Origin of the sequence: Bradyrhizobium sp. ISRA436, from assembly GCF_029910015.1 — a bacterium.
Lineage (GTDB): Bacteria > Pseudomonadota > Alphaproteobacteria > Rhizobiales > Xanthobacteraceae > Bradyrhizobium.
This window is the reverse complement of sequence record NZ_CP094519.1, coordinates 5,661,801-5,677,824: the sequence shown is the minus strand read 5'-3', so window position 1 is coordinate 5,677,824 and position 16,024 is coordinate 5,661,801. Positions and strand designations below refer to the sequence as shown.

The 16,024-nt window shown below is 59.4% G+C and carries 12 protein-coding genes; 7 read left to right on the top strand and 5 right to left on the bottom strand.

Translation table 11 applies throughout. The annotated features are described in order from the left end of the window. Nucleotides 1-118: 118 nt before the first annotated feature. The 5 genes from MTX23_RS26560 to aepX all read right to left on the bottom strand — a co-directional run bounded on the left by MTX23_RS26560 (nt 119) and on the right by aepX (nt 4,805). Nucleotides 119-991 carry a DMT family transporter gene (locus tag MTX23_RS26560; protein WP_280990701.1) on the bottom strand — a complete coding sequence of 291 codons (873 nt, stop codon included), beginning with the start codon at nt 989-991 and terminating at the stop codon, nt 119-121. A gap of 24 nt (nt 992-1,015) precedes the next feature. After that, nucleotides 1,016-2,113 carry a PLP-dependent aminotransferase family protein gene (locus tag MTX23_RS26555; RefSeq protein WP_280973155.1) on the bottom strand — a complete coding sequence of 366 codons (1,098 nt, stop codon included), beginning with the start codon at nt 2,111-2,113 and terminating at the stop codon, nt 1,016-1,018. Nucleotides 2,114-2,143: 30 nt separating this feature from the next. Next, complete coding sequence (locus MTX23_RS26550) at nt 2,144-2,752, bottom strand: CDP-alcohol phosphatidyltransferase family protein (protein WP_280973154.1); 609 nt, start codon at nt 2,750-2,752, stop codon at nt 2,144-2,146. Nucleotides 2,753-2,762: 10 nt separating this feature from the next. After that, the gene (locus MTX23_RS26545) at nt 2,763-3,563 is read right to left on the bottom strand and encodes a phosphocholine cytidylyltransferase family protein (protein WP_280973153.1); all 801 of its coding nucleotides are present in this window, start codon (nt 3,561-3,563) and stop codon (nt 2,763-2,765) included. A gap of 333 nt (nt 3,564-3,896) precedes the next feature. Beyond that, the gene (gene aepX / locus MTX23_RS26540) at nt 3,897-4,805 is read right to left on the bottom strand and encodes a phosphoenolpyruvate mutase (RefSeq protein ID WP_280978205.1); all 909 of its coding nucleotides are present in this window, start codon (nt 4,803-4,805) and stop codon (nt 3,897-3,899) included. A gap of 744 nt (nt 4,806-5,549) precedes the next feature. Here aepX and MTX23_RS26535 point away from each other — a divergent pair. The 7 genes from MTX23_RS26535 to MTX23_RS26505 all read left to right on the top strand — a co-directional run bounded on the left by MTX23_RS26535 (nt 5,550) and on the right by MTX23_RS26505 (nt 14,630). Then, nucleotides 5,550-6,188 (top strand): type VI secretion system ImpA family N-terminal domain-containing protein, encoded by a 639-nt coding sequence (locus MTX23_RS26535; RefSeq protein ID WP_280973151.1) that lies wholly within the window; start codon nt 5,550-5,552, stop codon nt 6,186-6,188. Nucleotides 6,189-6,776: 588 nt separating this feature from the next. Further along, nucleotides 6,777-7,340, top strand: a complete 564-nt coding sequence (locus tag MTX23_RS26530) for a DUF2285 domain-containing protein (protein ID WP_280973150.1) — start codon at nt 6,777-6,779, stop codon at nt 7,338-7,340. Nucleotides 7,341-8,094: 754 nt separating this feature from the next. Further along, nucleotides 8,095-9,228, top strand: coding sequence for a glycoside hydrolase family 18 protein (locus tag MTX23_RS26525; protein ID WP_280973148.1), 1,134 nt, complete (start codon nt 8,095-8,097; stop codon nt 9,226-9,228). A 309-nt stretch (nt 9,229-9,537) separates the two neighbouring features. Further along, entirely contained in the window at nt 9,538-10,482 is a 945-nt protein-coding gene (locus MTX23_RS26520; protein ID WP_280978204.1) for an SMP-30/gluconolactonase/LRE family protein, read from the top strand. 230 nt (nt 10,483-10,712) lie between these two features. Next, nucleotides 10,713-10,886 carry a hypothetical protein gene (locus MTX23_RS26515; protein ID WP_280973147.1) on the top strand — a complete coding sequence of 58 codons (174 nt, stop codon included), beginning with the start codon at nt 10,713-10,715 and terminating at the stop codon, nt 10,884-10,886. A gap of 881 nt (nt 10,887-11,767) precedes the next feature. Next, entirely contained in the window at nt 11,768-13,378 is a 1,611-nt protein-coding gene (locus tag MTX23_RS26510; protein ID WP_280973146.1) for a trehalose-6-phosphate synthase, read from the top strand. A gap of 1,045 nt (nt 13,379-14,423) precedes the next feature. Continuing rightward, nucleotides 14,424-14,630: a cold-shock protein gene (locus tag MTX23_RS26505; protein ID WP_280978203.1), complete on the top strand. Its 207-nt coding sequence runs from the start codon at nt 14,424-14,426 to the stop codon at nt 14,628-14,630. Nucleotides 14,631-16,024 lie beyond the last annotated feature (1,394 nt).

Here is a 16,024-nt window from a genome sequence, read left to right as displayed (position 1 = left end):
TAGCCAATCGGCTGCACAGGCTGCATGGGATGCCTCTGTTGTAAGACAGGGTCCTGCGCGACTGAAACAACAACGCCGCATGATGGGGATTGGACCTCCTTTCCCTGTACTGCTCCGTCTAGAATCTCTTTGCCCGCTCAACGTCGCTATTGCGCCTTACCGAGCCATGCGCGGCAGCGAAAGCGGAACCGAATATGATCAGGGCGACTCCAAACCATGCCGAGCGGGCAGGTTGTTCGTTGAACCAGAGAAGGCCCGCCACCATGCTCGCCGGAAGTCTCACGAAGTCGAAGATGGCGCCCCGGGCCAGCCGCGCGAGGGCGTAGCCTCTGGTCAGGCAAATTTGCACGAACGCGGCAAGAAAGCCGACGACAGCCAGCAATGCGAGCGTTGACGGCCGCGGCCAAACCCAATCCCGAAGCGCAAGCGGAAGACCGATCAATGTCGTCCAGATCATGAATCCGAATGAGGCTCGCTCAGGTGACTCTCCTGACGAAAGTTGCCGAACGACCATGATCGCAAGACCGCCCATCCCGGCACCTGCGAGCCCGACCGCCTGCCATGGATCGGGTGCTGCAAGATCCGGTTGAACGACAAACCATGTCCCGGTCAAACCGAGCAGCAATGTCGCGACAAGCCCTAAACTCACCATTTCCTTCAGGACGACTGTGGCCAGAAGAAAAGCCCAGACCGGAGCCGTGTAGGAAAGAGCCACTGCGTCGGAAAGGGGCAGGTGACCCAGACAAAGAACATAGCACAGGAAGCTGAGATAGCCGAATATCGCGCGAAAGAAATGCCTCTTGGAAAGTAGTATGTCCAGGACGCCAAAGCTGCCCCCCTTGATGAACGTTCCAGAAAAGAATGGAAGCGCTGCCAAACTCCGAAGAAAGATGATTTCTGCCGCCGGTATTTCGGGCGCCAGCATTTTGATCAGGCTGGATAGCGCAACGAAGCTGGCGCTCGATGCAACCAGATACCCGATGCCCTTCAATTCTGAATCCGCCAATGAAAGGCTCTATCGCGACAGGATGCGTGCCAGAACTTCGGCGGCACGACACAGGTCATCCTCGCTCCGTGTTTCGCAAAACGACACACGAAGACCCTGCATGGCTTCAGCTGATTCTGTCGTGGCCGCGAACTGAAAACCTGGACGGACAAGAACGCCAGCGGAAAGAGCCTCCGCTGCCAGCTTTCCCGCGTCCGTTCGGGTCGGGACCCATAGGTGGAGCGCCCGCGGCCGGTCGGCGAGCTCGGGTCGATGCAGGATATCCGCAATCATCTTGCGCCGCGACGTTGCTACATCCCTGATATGCTTCGCGGCTTCATATGCAACTCCATTCGTGATGAAGGCTTGCGCAAGCTCAGCCTGCAGGGCCGCCACAAACCACATGGACATCTTGCCGAACCGATCGATCAACGCGTTTGCATCCTCTGGCCGCGGCGCCATCACAAACGCGACCCGCATGCCCATCACGATGGTCTTGGCAAGACCCATGACGTACCAGGTAAGCTCGGGGGCGAGCGTTGCGAGGGGAGCGGGGGCATTGTCGACCATAAGAGCTTGCACATCATCTTCGATAATCAGAACGTTGTACTTTCGTGCAATTGCCGCAATCTCGAGCCGTCGCGCCAGCGGCATGACGACTGCTGTCGGATTCTGCACCGTCGGGATCGTGTAGAGGACCTTGGGTGTAAGTGTTGTGCGGCAAACATGCTCAAACGCCTCCGGACTTATGCCATCGGCGTCCAGGCGGATTCCCTTGATGTTGAATCCGAGCATCCCGGACAGCGCCTGCAAATTGGGATACGTCATCTCCTCGGCCAATAGAGTTCCGTTCCTGCCGACCAGCTGGTTCAGAAGCAGGAACAGGACATTCAGGGTGCCGTTCGTGACAACCAGCCGGTCGATATCCGGCGTAAATTTCAGCCGCTGGGAGATCCATTTCGCCCCGGCCAGTCGATCACCCGCCGTTCCACGCGGTCTGTTGGTTCTTAGAATTCCTTCTGCCCCTCGCTCCTCAAGACGACTCGCAATGCTCGCGGCGAGCGATGATTCCAGAACTGGAACGATCGGGGGAACGGCTCTTGACAGGTCAATAATCCCGCTTTGCATCGGCTCCTCGCATCAGGTGAAATAACCAGCCTAAGTCATCGCCCGGATTGACAGGCTCGCCGATGCAACGATGCTGAAGAGCAAGATCACGATATACATCGGACGGGTCGGTGCCGGTACCCTAATCGACGAAACATGCAACGTGGCAAGTGCAATGAATGAGCCAAGAACCAGCCATGAGAACGATGACCGTTCCAAAAGCGGCTGTATCAGTACGAGCAGCGCCAGGAGCGGAACGTCGTAGGATAACGGAACACCGGTGAAAGCGCGATCTGCTGTCAATCCAGCGATGTTAAAGTGGCTCAAGCGCAGCGCGCCTGCGAGGAGCAGCAGCGTGGCAACCGTGGCAGACGGTGTGGTAACGCCGTTCAACCGCAGCAGGATGATTGACGGAAACACGGCCCCGTACAAGAGATCAGCGTAACCGTCGAGGCTCTTGCCGATCCTGCCAGCGAGTTCGGAACGGCCTCGCGTTCGGCTCGCGACGATACCGTCGAGGTGATCGGCCAGCATCGCCCACAGGGCAACTGAAATGGCAAGTTCGATGCGCCCGTCCATCGCTAGAGACAGCGCAGCCCCCGACAATAACACTCCTGACGCCGTGATTGCATTTGCCGGGTCAAGCAAGTAGCGGAGCATGACCATTCCTTCAATCGGATCGCAGGGCTTGCGGCCGCCTGGCGATGCTTCTATCAGCGAACAGGTTGCTGGCGATACGAAGATCATCGGCGTTGTCGATCTCGTACCATCGCAGACCGTCACAGCGGATCGCCGCGAGTTGAAGCCCGCGATGCTCCACCAGATATGACAGGAGCTCTTCGGTATAGGCCCCCGTAGCTCCTGAAGCGATGATCTCGTTGAGCGAAGGCACAATCGTCGTGCACAGGGTCGATCCTGAGAGCCGAAGCAGATTCAACGTCTTGAAAAGCATCGGTCCGCCGATCGACAGGTCGGCACCGGATTGTTTCATGCGAAAACACGAGATGAACCTGCACTCGGAAAGCAGGACTGCAGATCCTTGCATTGTCGGCTGGAATGGCGCGACGGCGGCTACGTCAGCCGCCGGGCTCCGTGCAAGGTAGTGCAGGGCGTCCTCCTCGAAGAAAACGTCGCCCTCAAGGAGGTAGATGTCGCCGCGCAAGAGTGCGTCGCGCGCCAGCCAGAGGGAATATGCGCTACCGGTACGGTCGAAAACGGAAGACTCGACATAGGCAATTTTCAGCTCACCGAAGCGGGTCCCGCACGCATATTGAATTGCCTCCTTTCGGTAACCGACGACGATCGTCACTTCCTGTACGCCGACCGTCTCCAGATGTCGCAGGGCGTTATAGAGGATCGGCGTTCCATTGACTTCGACCAACGGCTTTGGTCGCAGATCGGTCAGTGGTCGCAGGCGGGAGCCGACGCCGGCGGCAAGAATGACGGCATTTTTGGGAGCGCTGCTCGTCATTCGGTTCTCCGTTATAGTTGCGGGGCCGCATCGTCAATTCGAGCTTCGGCGTCGATCGACAGCCGTACGTTGCGTCAGGCCCAGCGCTCCATTCATCATGGGTTGATAGTTTTGTTGTCGTGGCGCGAAACGAGCAAAGCACCAATACATTCAAGGCGCTCGTTCGTCTGGCAGGGCGGCCGCGTTCGGTGGCGGGATGCCCCCTGAGACGTGAGGCGATTGAGACAGCGGATGGGGTCAATGCACGGCGGCGGATGAGCTGTCTGCCGTACAACGTGACTTCAGATGAAATGAGCGTTGAATAGCTTGCTCCGGATCGCAGCGCGGTGCGATTCATGACAACGGCCCTTCAAAATCGATGCTGCTTTGTTCATGATAATCCGGACCTCGTGGCTCGGGCAGATATCGCGTTTCCGCATCAGCGAGTTCGTCGTAACTGAGCAGCTCGAAGACCTCATCGAGCGTCGCAATCGTGGGCTCAATGCTGGCACTACTCTCCTCAGCGATGATGCGACCGCAGACCTGTCGCATTGCCGCTATTGCAGCCCGCATGGAGTGGTTGGCCCAGATCACTGTGGAAACGTGAGCCCTGCGATATGCCGACACCGGGGTTCGATAGTACTTCGTTGGAACGATCACGACCGGCAACTTGTTCTGCCAGGCGCGCGTAAACGCGAAGATCTCGTCTGCGGCGGTTCTTCGCGAGTGAATGAGGATCGCATCGGATCCTGCGTCAGCATAGGCGTGGGCGCGAGAAATTGCGTCGTCAATTCCGTGCCCGGCGATGAGCGACTCGATACGCGCCACAAGGATCAGATCGTCCGCGACTGTATCTTTTACAGCGCGCAAGCGGCCAGAGAACTCGTCAATGTCGGCGAGCGGATGTCGATCGCCAATCAGCGAATTTGTTTTCGGGAAACAGCTGTCTTCCAGCGCGACGCCGGCCGCGCCACACTGGCGGAGTTTGCGAGCCAGCAGACGAGCGTTGTTGAAGTTCCCGAAGCCGCCATCCCCGTCGACCAGGACCGGAAGGCGGCTGCAATCCACGATCCGCCCGACTATGTCGACAAGCTGGCTCCACGATGCTTCATTGGCATCGCGGTAGCCCAGCGCGGAGGCAATCGACAGCCCCGATGCCCAGAGCCCCTTGAAACCTGCGCGCTCGGCGATTGCGGCGGAGAGGCCATCATGCGCTTCCATCAGGAATGAGAGTTCGCTGCTGCAGCAGATCTGGGAACGCATTCTTCCGGCAAGTGATGAGTTGGCAATGTGGATGCGGCCGTTGGCGGGAGCGGAAGACGATTGGGCTTGCATGCCGATTTCCTGTGCGCTTGACCGGCCGACGTTCATCAATGGAAAAGGTGACATGTGGCTGTCATCTGGATCAATGACGAGCACTGGTAGTTGACCGGCCCAGAATTCGTGCGAATCGCATGGAGAGAGATGCATTAGGAATGCTGGGCAAGACTACAACCAGGAGGCTCGAGTTAAGCGGCGGAGGATGTGTTGATCCTACAACCTTGCTGCTGGTCCAGACTGAGCGAATGCGCGAGTGGCCAATGCGTTCGCACGCGCGACATTGCAACAGCCAGGACAGGAGATCACAATCACCGAATTCAGCTGGCCGGCTGCCGCGGAGGAAATCCTGGTTCATAGAGGTTTTGACGGCATCCCGGGCGTGGTGTGTCCGAGCCGGACAACTCCATGATTCCAACATCCTTCCGGGCTGCGGGCCTGCGAAATCTCTCATGTCGGTTGTGCAACACTGTCGGGTCGATGACGCGTCCTATCGAGCAAATTGCATTTACAATCAGGCTGTCGGAATTGGCATAAGCCTTGATTGATGATTGCCATCGGCAGCGCCCGTAAGGAGCGGCAATGGTAGCTCACGACGTCGTCGGCTCCGGGCGGAGTGTACAGGAGCGGGAACAGGGGCGTCTATTCCATGAGCCCGGCCCGTCGTAACGGATACCCGGTTATGTCAACATGATCGATTACTGGATCGCAGTCCGCGACAACATCGCTGCACGTTCGCGCCACGGCGCGGCGCCTGTGTCAGGTCCTCGACCCGCCGGCATCAATATTCGACAGGCAGCCGTTTTCAAACGACTTGAAGCCGAGGTTCGGCGCATCGATCTCGACGGACCGGCTGCGGTCGACTGGAGCAAGGTCAATGCTCTGTCGCTCAACATTCTGTCCAACCAGTCAAAAGACATGCTGGTTGCTGCCTGGGCCACCTATGGCTTGTTTCGGGTTGAGGGATATGAGGGCCTTGCCGTCGGCTTCGGCGTCTTGCGCGGCATGGTCGAGACGTACTGGGAGGAGCTGTTTCCATCGATCGGGCGGCACGGAGCCCGGGCCGGAGCGGTCGACTGGCTCGTTCACCTCGGGCCGCCGCTGGTCGCGCATGAGCCGATTGAAGCCGATGCGTCAGCAGTGATCGCCGCCTGGGACGCGCTCGATGGACTGGCGCGTGGACTTAGCGCGAAGCTGACGAACGGGCAGGTTGCGTTGGAGGTTTTGTTCCGGGCGCTGCAACCGCATTATGAGCGAGCCAATGAGGCGATCGCCAGTGCGGCCGAACATGCGGCGGTCGAGGCGATGCAGGCCGCCGGGCAGGGCTGAGACCACATCGGCGGAATACGCATCTCCAGTTGAAACCGCTCAGACGGCAGCCCCGAATGGAGTGCTATCCTTGGCGCCGATCGCGGCTCGCTTGTTGTCGGCGTGCCAGGATCCGATGTTTCGCTGTCATCACCCGGAGCCACTGGCCGTGCGAGGCGGCCAGTTAGCACGTCGGGCGATCGTTGGCGCCGAAAAGTGAAGAGTGACGGTATCCGAAGCGGGCGTGAGTTTCTTGTCATCGCAAAAGTTGATCAGTCCATCGCATTAGTGGATCGCATGTTGAATATCTGAATGAGTGCAACCATAAATCGTCACAACCCTGCCGTTTCCTTGCGCGCGCATTCAGAGCCCGCGGGGAAAACAGTGCGATGTCAGGTGCGGACTGGAGATCAGAGAGCGCATACCACGATGTCAGGAAAGCAGAAGCCGCCGACATAGCGTGGGAGTGGCTGCGCCGCGATCGCGAATATAAAAAGGACTTTAGGGCCTTGCTCAGGAGCAACAAACCCAGCGCGACGGATCACTTCCGGCGGAAGTGGGGACTGACGTTTCGCAGCTGATCCGAACCAGCCGTTCGACAAACAGGCTGTGTTCTGGTCGCCTGAGGCGCTGTCGACCGTGCTGGCTATCCGCACGGCGATCTGCCCGACCGCGTCCAGTCCGTACGGGATTGATTTCGCCAACCTCGCAGGCAGCGAGCTTCGCGAAGCGCCGGATGGGTGGCATGCCATCGTGCCGCTCGGCGGAGCGAAGCATCGGCTTTGGCTGAGAGAACTTCCGCCGAACGGATCGTCGATTGCCGTCGACTTGCCGCTCGACCGTAATTTCGACCTCCGTTTGCAGGCTGCGCATCGATTCTGGCTCGCGCTCGAACAGCGCCCCGTTGGACGACCGCCTCTTGCTCAATCGATCGGGACCCGGCATCGGCACATCCTCGCCTTGCGTGCAGTCGATGGGTGGCTAGAAGGCAACAGCTATCGCAACATCGCCCAAGGTCTGTTTGGCAAGCCTCGCATTCCCGATCGGGGTTGGAAGACGCACGATCTGCGTAGCCGCACCATTCGCCTGGTCCGGATGGGCTTGCGCCTCATCCGAGGCGGCTGGCGTGACCTGCTCCGTCACAAGGGCAAAGAAAGGGACGATACCAGCTGAGCTCTCGCTGATTGGCCAGCGCATGCCGCCCTCCGGGACAAGGGGCGTCGGCAAGCGAGTTTGTCCTCACCGGGACCCCTCTGGTGCGAATTTCGTGACGTCCCCCTCCAGCCGGAAGCCGGCGCAAGCTTGATGCGCGTCATTTCAGAAGGACTTCTGGACACTGATTTGTCACGATATCGTGGTTGCTCAATCAGCTAGAAAGTCGGCACGTCAGTTCATCGTGCGGTGTCCAGAGATGCGGTTGGCGTTCAACGAACAACCAGGAGAATGCAGAGAGCGGCTCAACCTGCATCCTGTGAGAGAGCACCGTCGTGCGACATGCAGGACGCATCGCGAGAGCTTGCAGTCGGGATGGGCGCTTCGCGCTCGATCGACATTTCGCGGGCCTGCGGAAGCCAAACTCCCTCGCGAACGCCCAAATTGCGTGTGAGCATGAGCTCGATCAGCTTCAAGTCGAAATGCAGCGGACCTGGCCGCGCAATCAGAGATGAAGCGCACCGCGAATGGATGGCTGAATGAGATCGCGTTGCGCACACGAGACAACCGAGTCGACCATTTTTCGTTCGACAGGTTTGAACGATGAAAAAGCTTATGTCGTGGAGGCGACCGCTCCATCGGTTGGTGCAGGCCACAATTTGACGGAGAGAAGGTCGTGGCAGTCAATCGTCGAATCTTCGCTGCAGCGGGACTTTCTGCGCTTGTATGCGGATACACAGTTCGGCAGGGGAAGACGACGCCGGCGGGGAGGTCGGTGGTCGCCGGCTATGTCGCCCCCTGGAAGGTCAGGACGGGCGGTCCAGACATCGGGATGATCCCGGCTCGCGAGCTGACCCATTTGATGTACGCGTTCGGCATGGTTTCGGCAGATGGACTGGCTGAACTTTCGGATCGCTGCCTTGATGCTGGCGTCTGCGACGGGATGGTGCCGTCCGGTCCGTTCGGCGGCAATTTCGCCCAACTCGCCGAATTGAAGCGGATCAACCCGCAGCTTCGGATCCTGATTTCATTGGGCGGTTGGAGCGGATCGAAATATTTCTCGGCCGCTGCCGCAACTGCGCTGTCGCGCACACGGTTCGCCCAATCCGTCATCGAGGTATTCTTTCGGCCGTATCCGGGCCTGTTCGATGGCGTCGATGTCGATTGGGAGTTTCCCGTCTCAGGAGGAGCGCCAGGAAATCTCGCACGCCCTGAAGACCGTACTAATTTCACGCTCCTGATCGCGGAGCTCCGCCGAAAACTCGCCGAGCGTTCCGCGTCCGAACGCAAGGAGCTCGAGCTCACCATTGCCGTGTCGGCCGCTCCCGACAAGATTGTCCATCTGGAGGCGGCCGCTGTGGCCCGGCTGGTCGACCGCATCAATCTGATGGCCTACGACTATCACGCGGGCTCGGGCCTTGCCGCCTTCAATGCTCCGCTGTTCGCCAGCGCCCGCGATCCAAATCCCGATCTCAATGTCGATTCGAGTGTAACCGCCTTGATCCGGGCCGGCGTGCTTCCCGCCAAAGTGACGCTCGGGGTCGCCTTCTATGGCCGGGCCGTTGCCGGCGTTCCGCCGGAAAACGGCGGGCTCTTCCAAAAGGGCGCGACAGCGAGCCGCGAGTGGGGAGGGGGCGACGGCATCGACTATCGGGATCTCGTTGCCCGGCGCCCGCAGCAGCATGGCTTTCGCCGGTATTGGAGCGACGAGGGCCAGGTGCCGTGGCTCTATAACGCCGAGCAGCGCATATGGATCAGCTACGACGATCCGTTCTCCATCGCACGCAAGGCATCATACGCGCGCAGCCGTGCACTCGCCGGGATCATGATTTGGGACCTGTTCGCCGACGACGGTTCGCTGCTCGCAGCACTCCGGACCGGCACCCTTCCTTCGCGAAGATTCGAATAGGACCGTAGTCACCGTGTCGCATTGAAGCGCGTCATCCGTCCGTCTCCACCGAAAGCAGTCGCGAAATGCGCTGGTGCCGTGAGATCAGCGCGACGTCCGGTTGAAAACGGCAATGTCGGAAATCTGACAAGGGGCAGCCTCGTTCCAGAGTCATGCTGGTGGCAAACGCATGCTTTCCGCCTCAGGGCAAATCGCCCCGGTCATCGGAACCGCTGTGGCGGAAGGCCGCCTGACACGGGCGCTCCTATCACGAATGCGGATCCGTTGCCCTTGGGACCGCTCCCCGGAAGTCGCCATCCAGACACTCATATTGAGTTTCTCAAGAAGCCCAAGATCTTGTTTGGCTCCACGGACCTTCCGATTTTTTCTGGCACAAGCGCGGTTGAGCGCATCGCGACTGGATTGCGCTGGGCTGAGGGACCGGTTTGCTTCCCGGCAGGGCGCTACCTCCTGTTCAGCGATATTCCGAGCAACCGCATCATGCGGCTGTCAGAGGACGACAATCATTTGAGCGTATTCCGCCAACCGTCCATGAACGCGAATGGGAACACCATTGATCGAGAAGGTCGCCTGATCACTTGCGAACACAGCGGCCGGCGGGTCACCCGGACCGAGCTCGACGGCTCGATCACGATCGTCGCCGACAAGTGCAATGGCAAGAAGCCGAATTCACCCAACGAGGTGGTTGTCTCGTCCGATGGTTCGATCTGGTTCACTGATCCTGCCTACGGCATCAGCGACTATTCGGGTGGCAACATAGCCGAGCCTGAGCAGGAAACGATGAACGTCTACCGGGTCGATCCGAAATCCGGCGAGGTCAGGGTTGTTGCTGATGATTTCGTGGAGCCCAACGGCATTGCCTTCTCACCCGACGAAAAGAAGCTCTACATCATCGACAGCGGCTTCTCGGACAGTCATGACAATCCCTGTCAGATCCGCGTATTCGACGTCGATGTCGGAGCCGGAAAGCTGCTCAACGGCAAAGTCTTTGCGGAAATGCCCAAGTCGAATGTCAGCGACGGGGCGCGTTGCGACACCGCCGGACGGGTTTGGTGCTCCGTGGGGTGGGGCGATCCCAGCGAGGACGGCGTACGCTGCTACACGCCGGATGGAGATTTGATCGGCAGGGTCCACATCCCGGAAACCGTCGCCAATTTGTGCTTCGGCGGTCAGCAGCGAAACAGACTGTATATCTGCGGCACGACGTCGATCTACGCACTTGACACAAATGTGCAAGGCGCAATGAAGGCTTGAGGGCTGGCCGCGCCGACTTGTCTGCCAATTCGATAACGGCCGACCGTTCGCGGACGACGAAACGCTTAACCGCGCCGAACTTGGTGGAGCGGACGTATCGACCGATCGCGATCATGTCGACGAAACGGTTGTCGAGGCATACAGGCTCATCGGCTTTCGGACAGCGGCAGGCCGCATTCGGGAAGCTGTCGCAGGTGGTGGACGGCGCGAGCGGAAAACGAGCGCGATGTATGGCCCAGCTTGCGCAAGCAGGTTTCGGCATCGAAACCGGCTCGGTCACGACCGCCATCCCGCAACTGGAGCACAGTGATCGCCGAGCCCAACCTCGAAGGCTGGCGCCCGCGCTCGAGGTCGCCGAAGTGTGCTTTTGGCGCGATGACCCCATTCCGATTGGCATCAAATAGGTGACGAGCCTCCAGCCGCCGCGTCGCGCTCAAGCAAATCCGAACGCGGGTCGCAGGCATCGATAGCGCACGTCCGCGGTCGCAGCGGATCTTATCAAGGACAAAATCTTAAGTGCGCCCCAGTCTTCGCAAACCTGTCCAGAATTTGCTCGAGCAAACGATTTGGCGCGGCCCGCGACCCTTGCGCGTGCTCACCGGCAGGCGCGGGTGATAGCTCGTGATGTTCCGCAATGGATTTGACCGCTTGTCAATCGAGCCGCCGGGCGGCGCAACCAGGTCAAGTCACGGTCCATGCCTACTCCTGCATATGCTCGCAGATGCGCGCGGACGGCCGCGCAAGTGATGATCACGTAAGGGGCGATCCTGCTCCAGTGCTCGGGTCCTTGGCGTCGGGCCCGTCATGTCCTCGCCGGACCGCCTGTGGCGGCGTGCGCTCATCAAGGCGATGAAGGTCGAGCTCGTCTTCCCCTTTAATCCGACGTGTCGCCGTCCCATCCGCTCCGATCTAGCCGATAGTCCTCGATGAGAGAACCAATGCGGCCACTTGTACGACCGGTCAGCTTCCCGAAAGCTAGACCTGTCAGCCTTATGAGGTGGAAATGACTGGGAGCTGATCCGCAAACCGCATCAAACGAAAACATCGTCAAACGGAGTTACGAAATGGATCGAGTCCATGACACTCTCGACGTGGCAACATTGAGCACCGAAGCTATATATTATACGCCACTCAGCAACCTGAAACGACAGATCAGGCGGCGTTTGATCGACACCTGAGCGAGATCCCATTGGAACTGGAGCAACCAGCCGGCGCGAGCTCCTCCCATTCCGTCGTCTCCAGCGACCTGAATGATCGCGTCGATACGCGAGCCCGGCGACCGGACATGAAGCTGGTCGTCATTTCGAACCGCGGCGCGCCCTTCGATCCCAATGAACCCCAGGTCGGCGGACTTGCCGCGGGTCTCGAGCCGGTCGTTGAACGGTCCGGCGCGATCTGGATGTTCTCCTCGGACAGCCGCGGCGACGGGACTGAGAAGCCTCTCCCGCTCCAGGAAGCTGGCGAAGGCCATGTGGCCAAGCTCGATCTGCCGGCCGCGCATTATCCCGGCTACTATCGAGATTATTCGAACGCGAGGCTGTGGCCGGTATTGCACTCCCTGCCCGACCGGATGTCGCCCGCGGAAGAGGGGTATCGCAGCTATCGAGAGATGAACGCCTTCATCGCGCGCGCAGCGTCCAGCTTGCAGGATCGGAACGCGTTCTGGGTGCATGACTATCACTTATTTCCGCTCGCGGCCGATCTGCGTAAGCTCGGCATCGAACGGCCGACCGGCTTTTTCCTGCATACGCCATGGCCGACCCCTGACATGATAGGGCTCGTGTCCAATCATCGCGAACTGATGAAGTCGATGCTGGAGTATGATCTGCTCGGCTTTCAGACGAACCGGGACGTGAACAATTTCCTCGACTGTATGCGTTCCCATCTCGGGCTGGAGAGCAAGGACGGCGTTGTGATCTCGGAACGTGGCCGGACGCGATGTCAAAAGTTCCCGATAGGTATCGATCCAAAGCAGTTCGCAGACTACCTGGCTGCAGACTTGTCTCCCGCAGAGCAGGAAAAAGTCTCGTCCTTGCTGAAAAGCGTCGAGGGCACCACGCTTGCGATCGGCGTCGACCGGCTCGACTACACCAAGGGCATCGATAAAAGGGTCGAAGGTTTCAATCAGGTTTTGGCGAAGGCCGAGCCGCGCAGCATCTCGCTGTTGCAGATCTCGCCCCCCTCGCGCGCCGACGTCGAAGAGTATCAGAAGTATAAAAACGAGGTGGAGAGCCGGATCAACCAGGTCAATGCCGAGCACGGCACGGACGGGTGGAGCCCGATCCAGTACAGGAACGAATCGTTCAGCCAGGCGGCACTCGCGCGCCTTTACCGCGCGGCGCGTGTTGGCGTCGTGACGCCGTTGTGTGACGGCATGAATCTCGTCGCGAAAGAGTATGTTGCTGCACAGGATCCGGAGAATCCCGGCGTTCTGGTGCTCTCGAAGTTCGCGGGTGCGGCTGAAGACTTCAGTGACAAGGAGGCGCTGTTGGTGGACCCGAACCGTCCTGAAGAGATCAGGGACGCAATTTTGCAGGCGGCCAAGATGCCGCGTGAGGAGCGTGTCAGGCGCTGGCGGTCGATGATGGACAAACTAGAAGAATATACGATCCACGACTGGTCGGCGGACTACCTTCGAGAGCTGGACAAAAGCCGAGTTACCGCAGCCGCGGTGACCGCCCACGACAGGATCAATCCCGCCGGCACGGAGCTGAGGGAGAGCGCCGATGCGAGGGGAGCCTTTGAGGCTTTAGCGGACCCGGTGAAACATACACAGGATAGCCTTCGGGCGCTACCGACGACGACAGCTCCGCCCCTCGGCCCCAGCGGACAAGAGCCGGCCGCCAGCGACCGACCGGACGAGGAGCATATCGCGGCGGATTACGCTCTATCGTAGCAGGCATTGCACAGGGGACGATCCGATCCGGCGGGCGCACGTCGCTCTTGCGGCCGGCGCAATCCTGGCTCGAGGCTCGCCGCGCGTGAATGGCTTGCATGGCCCTTGCATGGCAATCCGTCTATGACCAGAAATGGCAGCGACAAGCCAATGTCCTGTTCCTGCCAGGAAACGACAGTCATGCGAGTGGCGGCAGTACCGTTTAGCCGCTGCTGCTCGCTGAGCGTCGGAAGCGGCGGTTGCCTCATGCCGGTGCGCAATAGCCAGTTCGCGGCAAGGCGGCGCTAGCTCGGGCCAGCCCGCTGGCCCGGCAGCAGCGGGCGAGGGAAGTCTCGTCCTTCATTTTTCGTGAGATGAGTTTCCTTGAAAAGATACGCAGCCTCCTTCGTCCGGTCTGCCATCGGAATCGGGACCATCGGTGAGGGTTAGGCAATCGGGAATGGCATGAGTTCTTTGAAACGGCTATGCAATCAGAGGCGAGCGGCGGGCTCCGATGGTTTTTTGGAAAGGGGCGACGTTTCGGGTTTTGAGCCTGGCCGGCCGGTTCTCACCATGTCCCGATGAGATGTCCAGCGTCCCGGTCGCGTCAAGTGCTGGCGAAGATCGGATGTGTGCGCGCCGGCCGACGGCTGCGTTCCTTGCCTCGACGAGACGGCTTCAGATTTTCAGAGAGTTACGCGACGAGCTTCGGGATTGGAGTGTACGATCGCCTGGTTCTGCAAGGCTGATCGGACGTTCCGCCCCAGCTCGGCTCCTCATGGGCGCGGTATGGTGCCGGCCCTGCAACTGCCTTCTAACCGGTAAGCCCGCGACCAATGCTGCGCAAGTGAAAACGCCGTCCGTATCCTGAAGCCTCAAAGCGAAGTGTGCTCCAAGCCAGGGCTTGTGCTGGTGGTCCGCGCACAATGCGGCGGGACTCAAGCCATGCGGCAAAAAAGTTGGTACGTAACGTGCGCTGCCAAGCCGTGCGTTTCCCCTGCCACCCAGCTTGATGACTGCAAAACTCTTCACTAAATCACCATCGTTCAATTATGGAGATAGTGCGGTGGCAATGGGTATTGTGAAGTGGTTCAGTTCGACCAAAGGGTATGGCTTCATCAGGCCGGACGATGGAGGACCAGACGTTTTCGTGCACATCCGTGCCGTCGAAAAGGCCGGCTACACCGGTCTTGAGGAGGGCGCTCGCGTCAGTTACGAGCTAAAGGCCAATCGCTCGGGCAAGACGTCCGCCGAAAACCTCCGGATTGGCTGATCTCATCCTGCCCCGACCAACCCGCCACACTATCCGACGTTTTCAGCTGAGGGTTTTACGGCGTCGCGTTATCCCGGCGCCGGTCTATTCGGCCGGCAGCTCGGGCGGTCTTTCCCCGCGCCAAAAAAAAGCTCTCGTTGGTATACCAGAAAAATCCAAACGCACTCGTAATCGCGAACAGATTTCGGTTTGGGTCTCAAACGAATGTAAATCGCTTATGACGCAGTTCGTCGGCGCGCCTTTTCGAACGTGGACGGCTGGTCCAGATCGCGCGCCTCTGAAATATTCTGGCAGGGTTTGCCGATGTCGATGCCGAGACCGCCGTGCGGTGAGACAAGGTGCGCATTCCCGGTGTCTTGCACAGAACGCGTGCATCGAGGCCTGCAGTTCAATTGCCTTGTTCAGGTCGGACAACGTGATCGACTGGTGATCTGTTGGTGCTTCGGCCAAGACGCTCGCCAGCGGCGCGGCGACGGGCTTGATTTTGCGCAGCTTGGTCAGAATTTCCGATGTCGTTGTCTTTGAAAATGTCGGCACAACGATGCGTCAGGTTCGACTGACATCAGTTCCTTCCTTCGTGATCATGATCCGCGAGGTGCGGTCATTGTCGTCGTGATCGGCCGCTGTCTCAATTGGGACACTCGCTAGAACAAATAATATGACCTACGCGATTTTGATGGCTCAGATCATTGCGGGAATCGAATTGGCTATGCACGATCAGGTTGCTGATCCGAGCTAATCCCGGATCAGGCGACGACGGCCCTAGCACCCGCCTCCATGGCCCCCAAAGGTGCTGGGGCCGCTTCGTTGTTGACCGCAGCTCGCTGGGGAAAAACCTCACCCGACGCCAAACGAATGTAAATCGCTTGCTGCGCGCACGTCGTCCGGGCACTGCGCTCAAATCGGCACGAGCCGATCCATCATGTTTCCATCAGACGAGGCTTTCCAAGCTTCGCCTGCGGCAGATTGGAATGAGGTCTGCGAACTCGTCAAAAACAACTTGAATCTCTCGTGGCGTCAGATTGTAGGTTTGAGGCCATGATCAAAACAACACGCTGGCATCGCCGGATCATCGGCAAATCACCTGTGGAGCTTTGCTTATCTCTTGGGTGAATCGTACGCAGTAGAGAAGGCGAGTCGTAACGACGGGTTCAACCGAATTCTCTTCGGCTGCACGACCTTGCTTCAATAGATCGAAATAGATCCGCGTCAAACAGACCAGATCTCGTCAATGCGAGAAGGCTGGCCTGGCGCGCTGTGGAAGACGTGTCGTCGATGGAACGGGGGTGACTGGCGCGTCGGAAACCGGAAGCGTTTATGTGACGCGGATAGCACCTTTCCGGCCCCGCATGCTGGACGGCTCGCGCGCAGCATCCTTGGGCTCGCGCGCGCGG

Excerpts from the sequence above, each read along its gene's own strand:
- MTX23_RS26555 (WP_280973155.1), bottom strand. The coding sequence starts at position 2,113 with ATGCAAAGCGGGATTATTGACCTGTCAAGAGCCGTTCCCCCGATCGTT.
- MTX23_RS26550 (WP_280973154.1), bottom strand. The coding sequence starts at position 2,752 with ATGCTCCGCTACTTGCTTGACCCGGCAAATGCAATCACGGCGTCAGGA.
- MTX23_RS26545 (WP_280973153.1), bottom strand. The coding sequence starts at position 3,563 with ATGACGAGCAGCGCTCCCAAAAATGCCGTCATTCTTGCCGCCGGCGTC.
- aepX (WP_280978205.1), bottom strand. The coding sequence starts at position 4,805 with ATGCGTTCCCAGATCTGCTGCAGCAGCGAACTCTCATTCCTGATGGAA.
- MTX23_RS26535 (WP_280973151.1), top strand. The coding sequence starts at position 5,550 with ATGATCGATTACTGGATCGCAGTCCGCGACAACATCGCTGCACGTTCG.
- MTX23_RS26515 (WP_280973147.1), top strand. The coding sequence starts at position 10,713 with ATGGCCCAGCTTGCGCAAGCAGGTTTCGGCATCGAAACCGGCTCGGTC.
- MTX23_RS26510 (WP_280973146.1), top strand. The coding sequence starts at position 11,768 with ATGAAGCTGGTCGTCATTTCGAACCGCGGCGCGCCCTTCGATCCCAAT.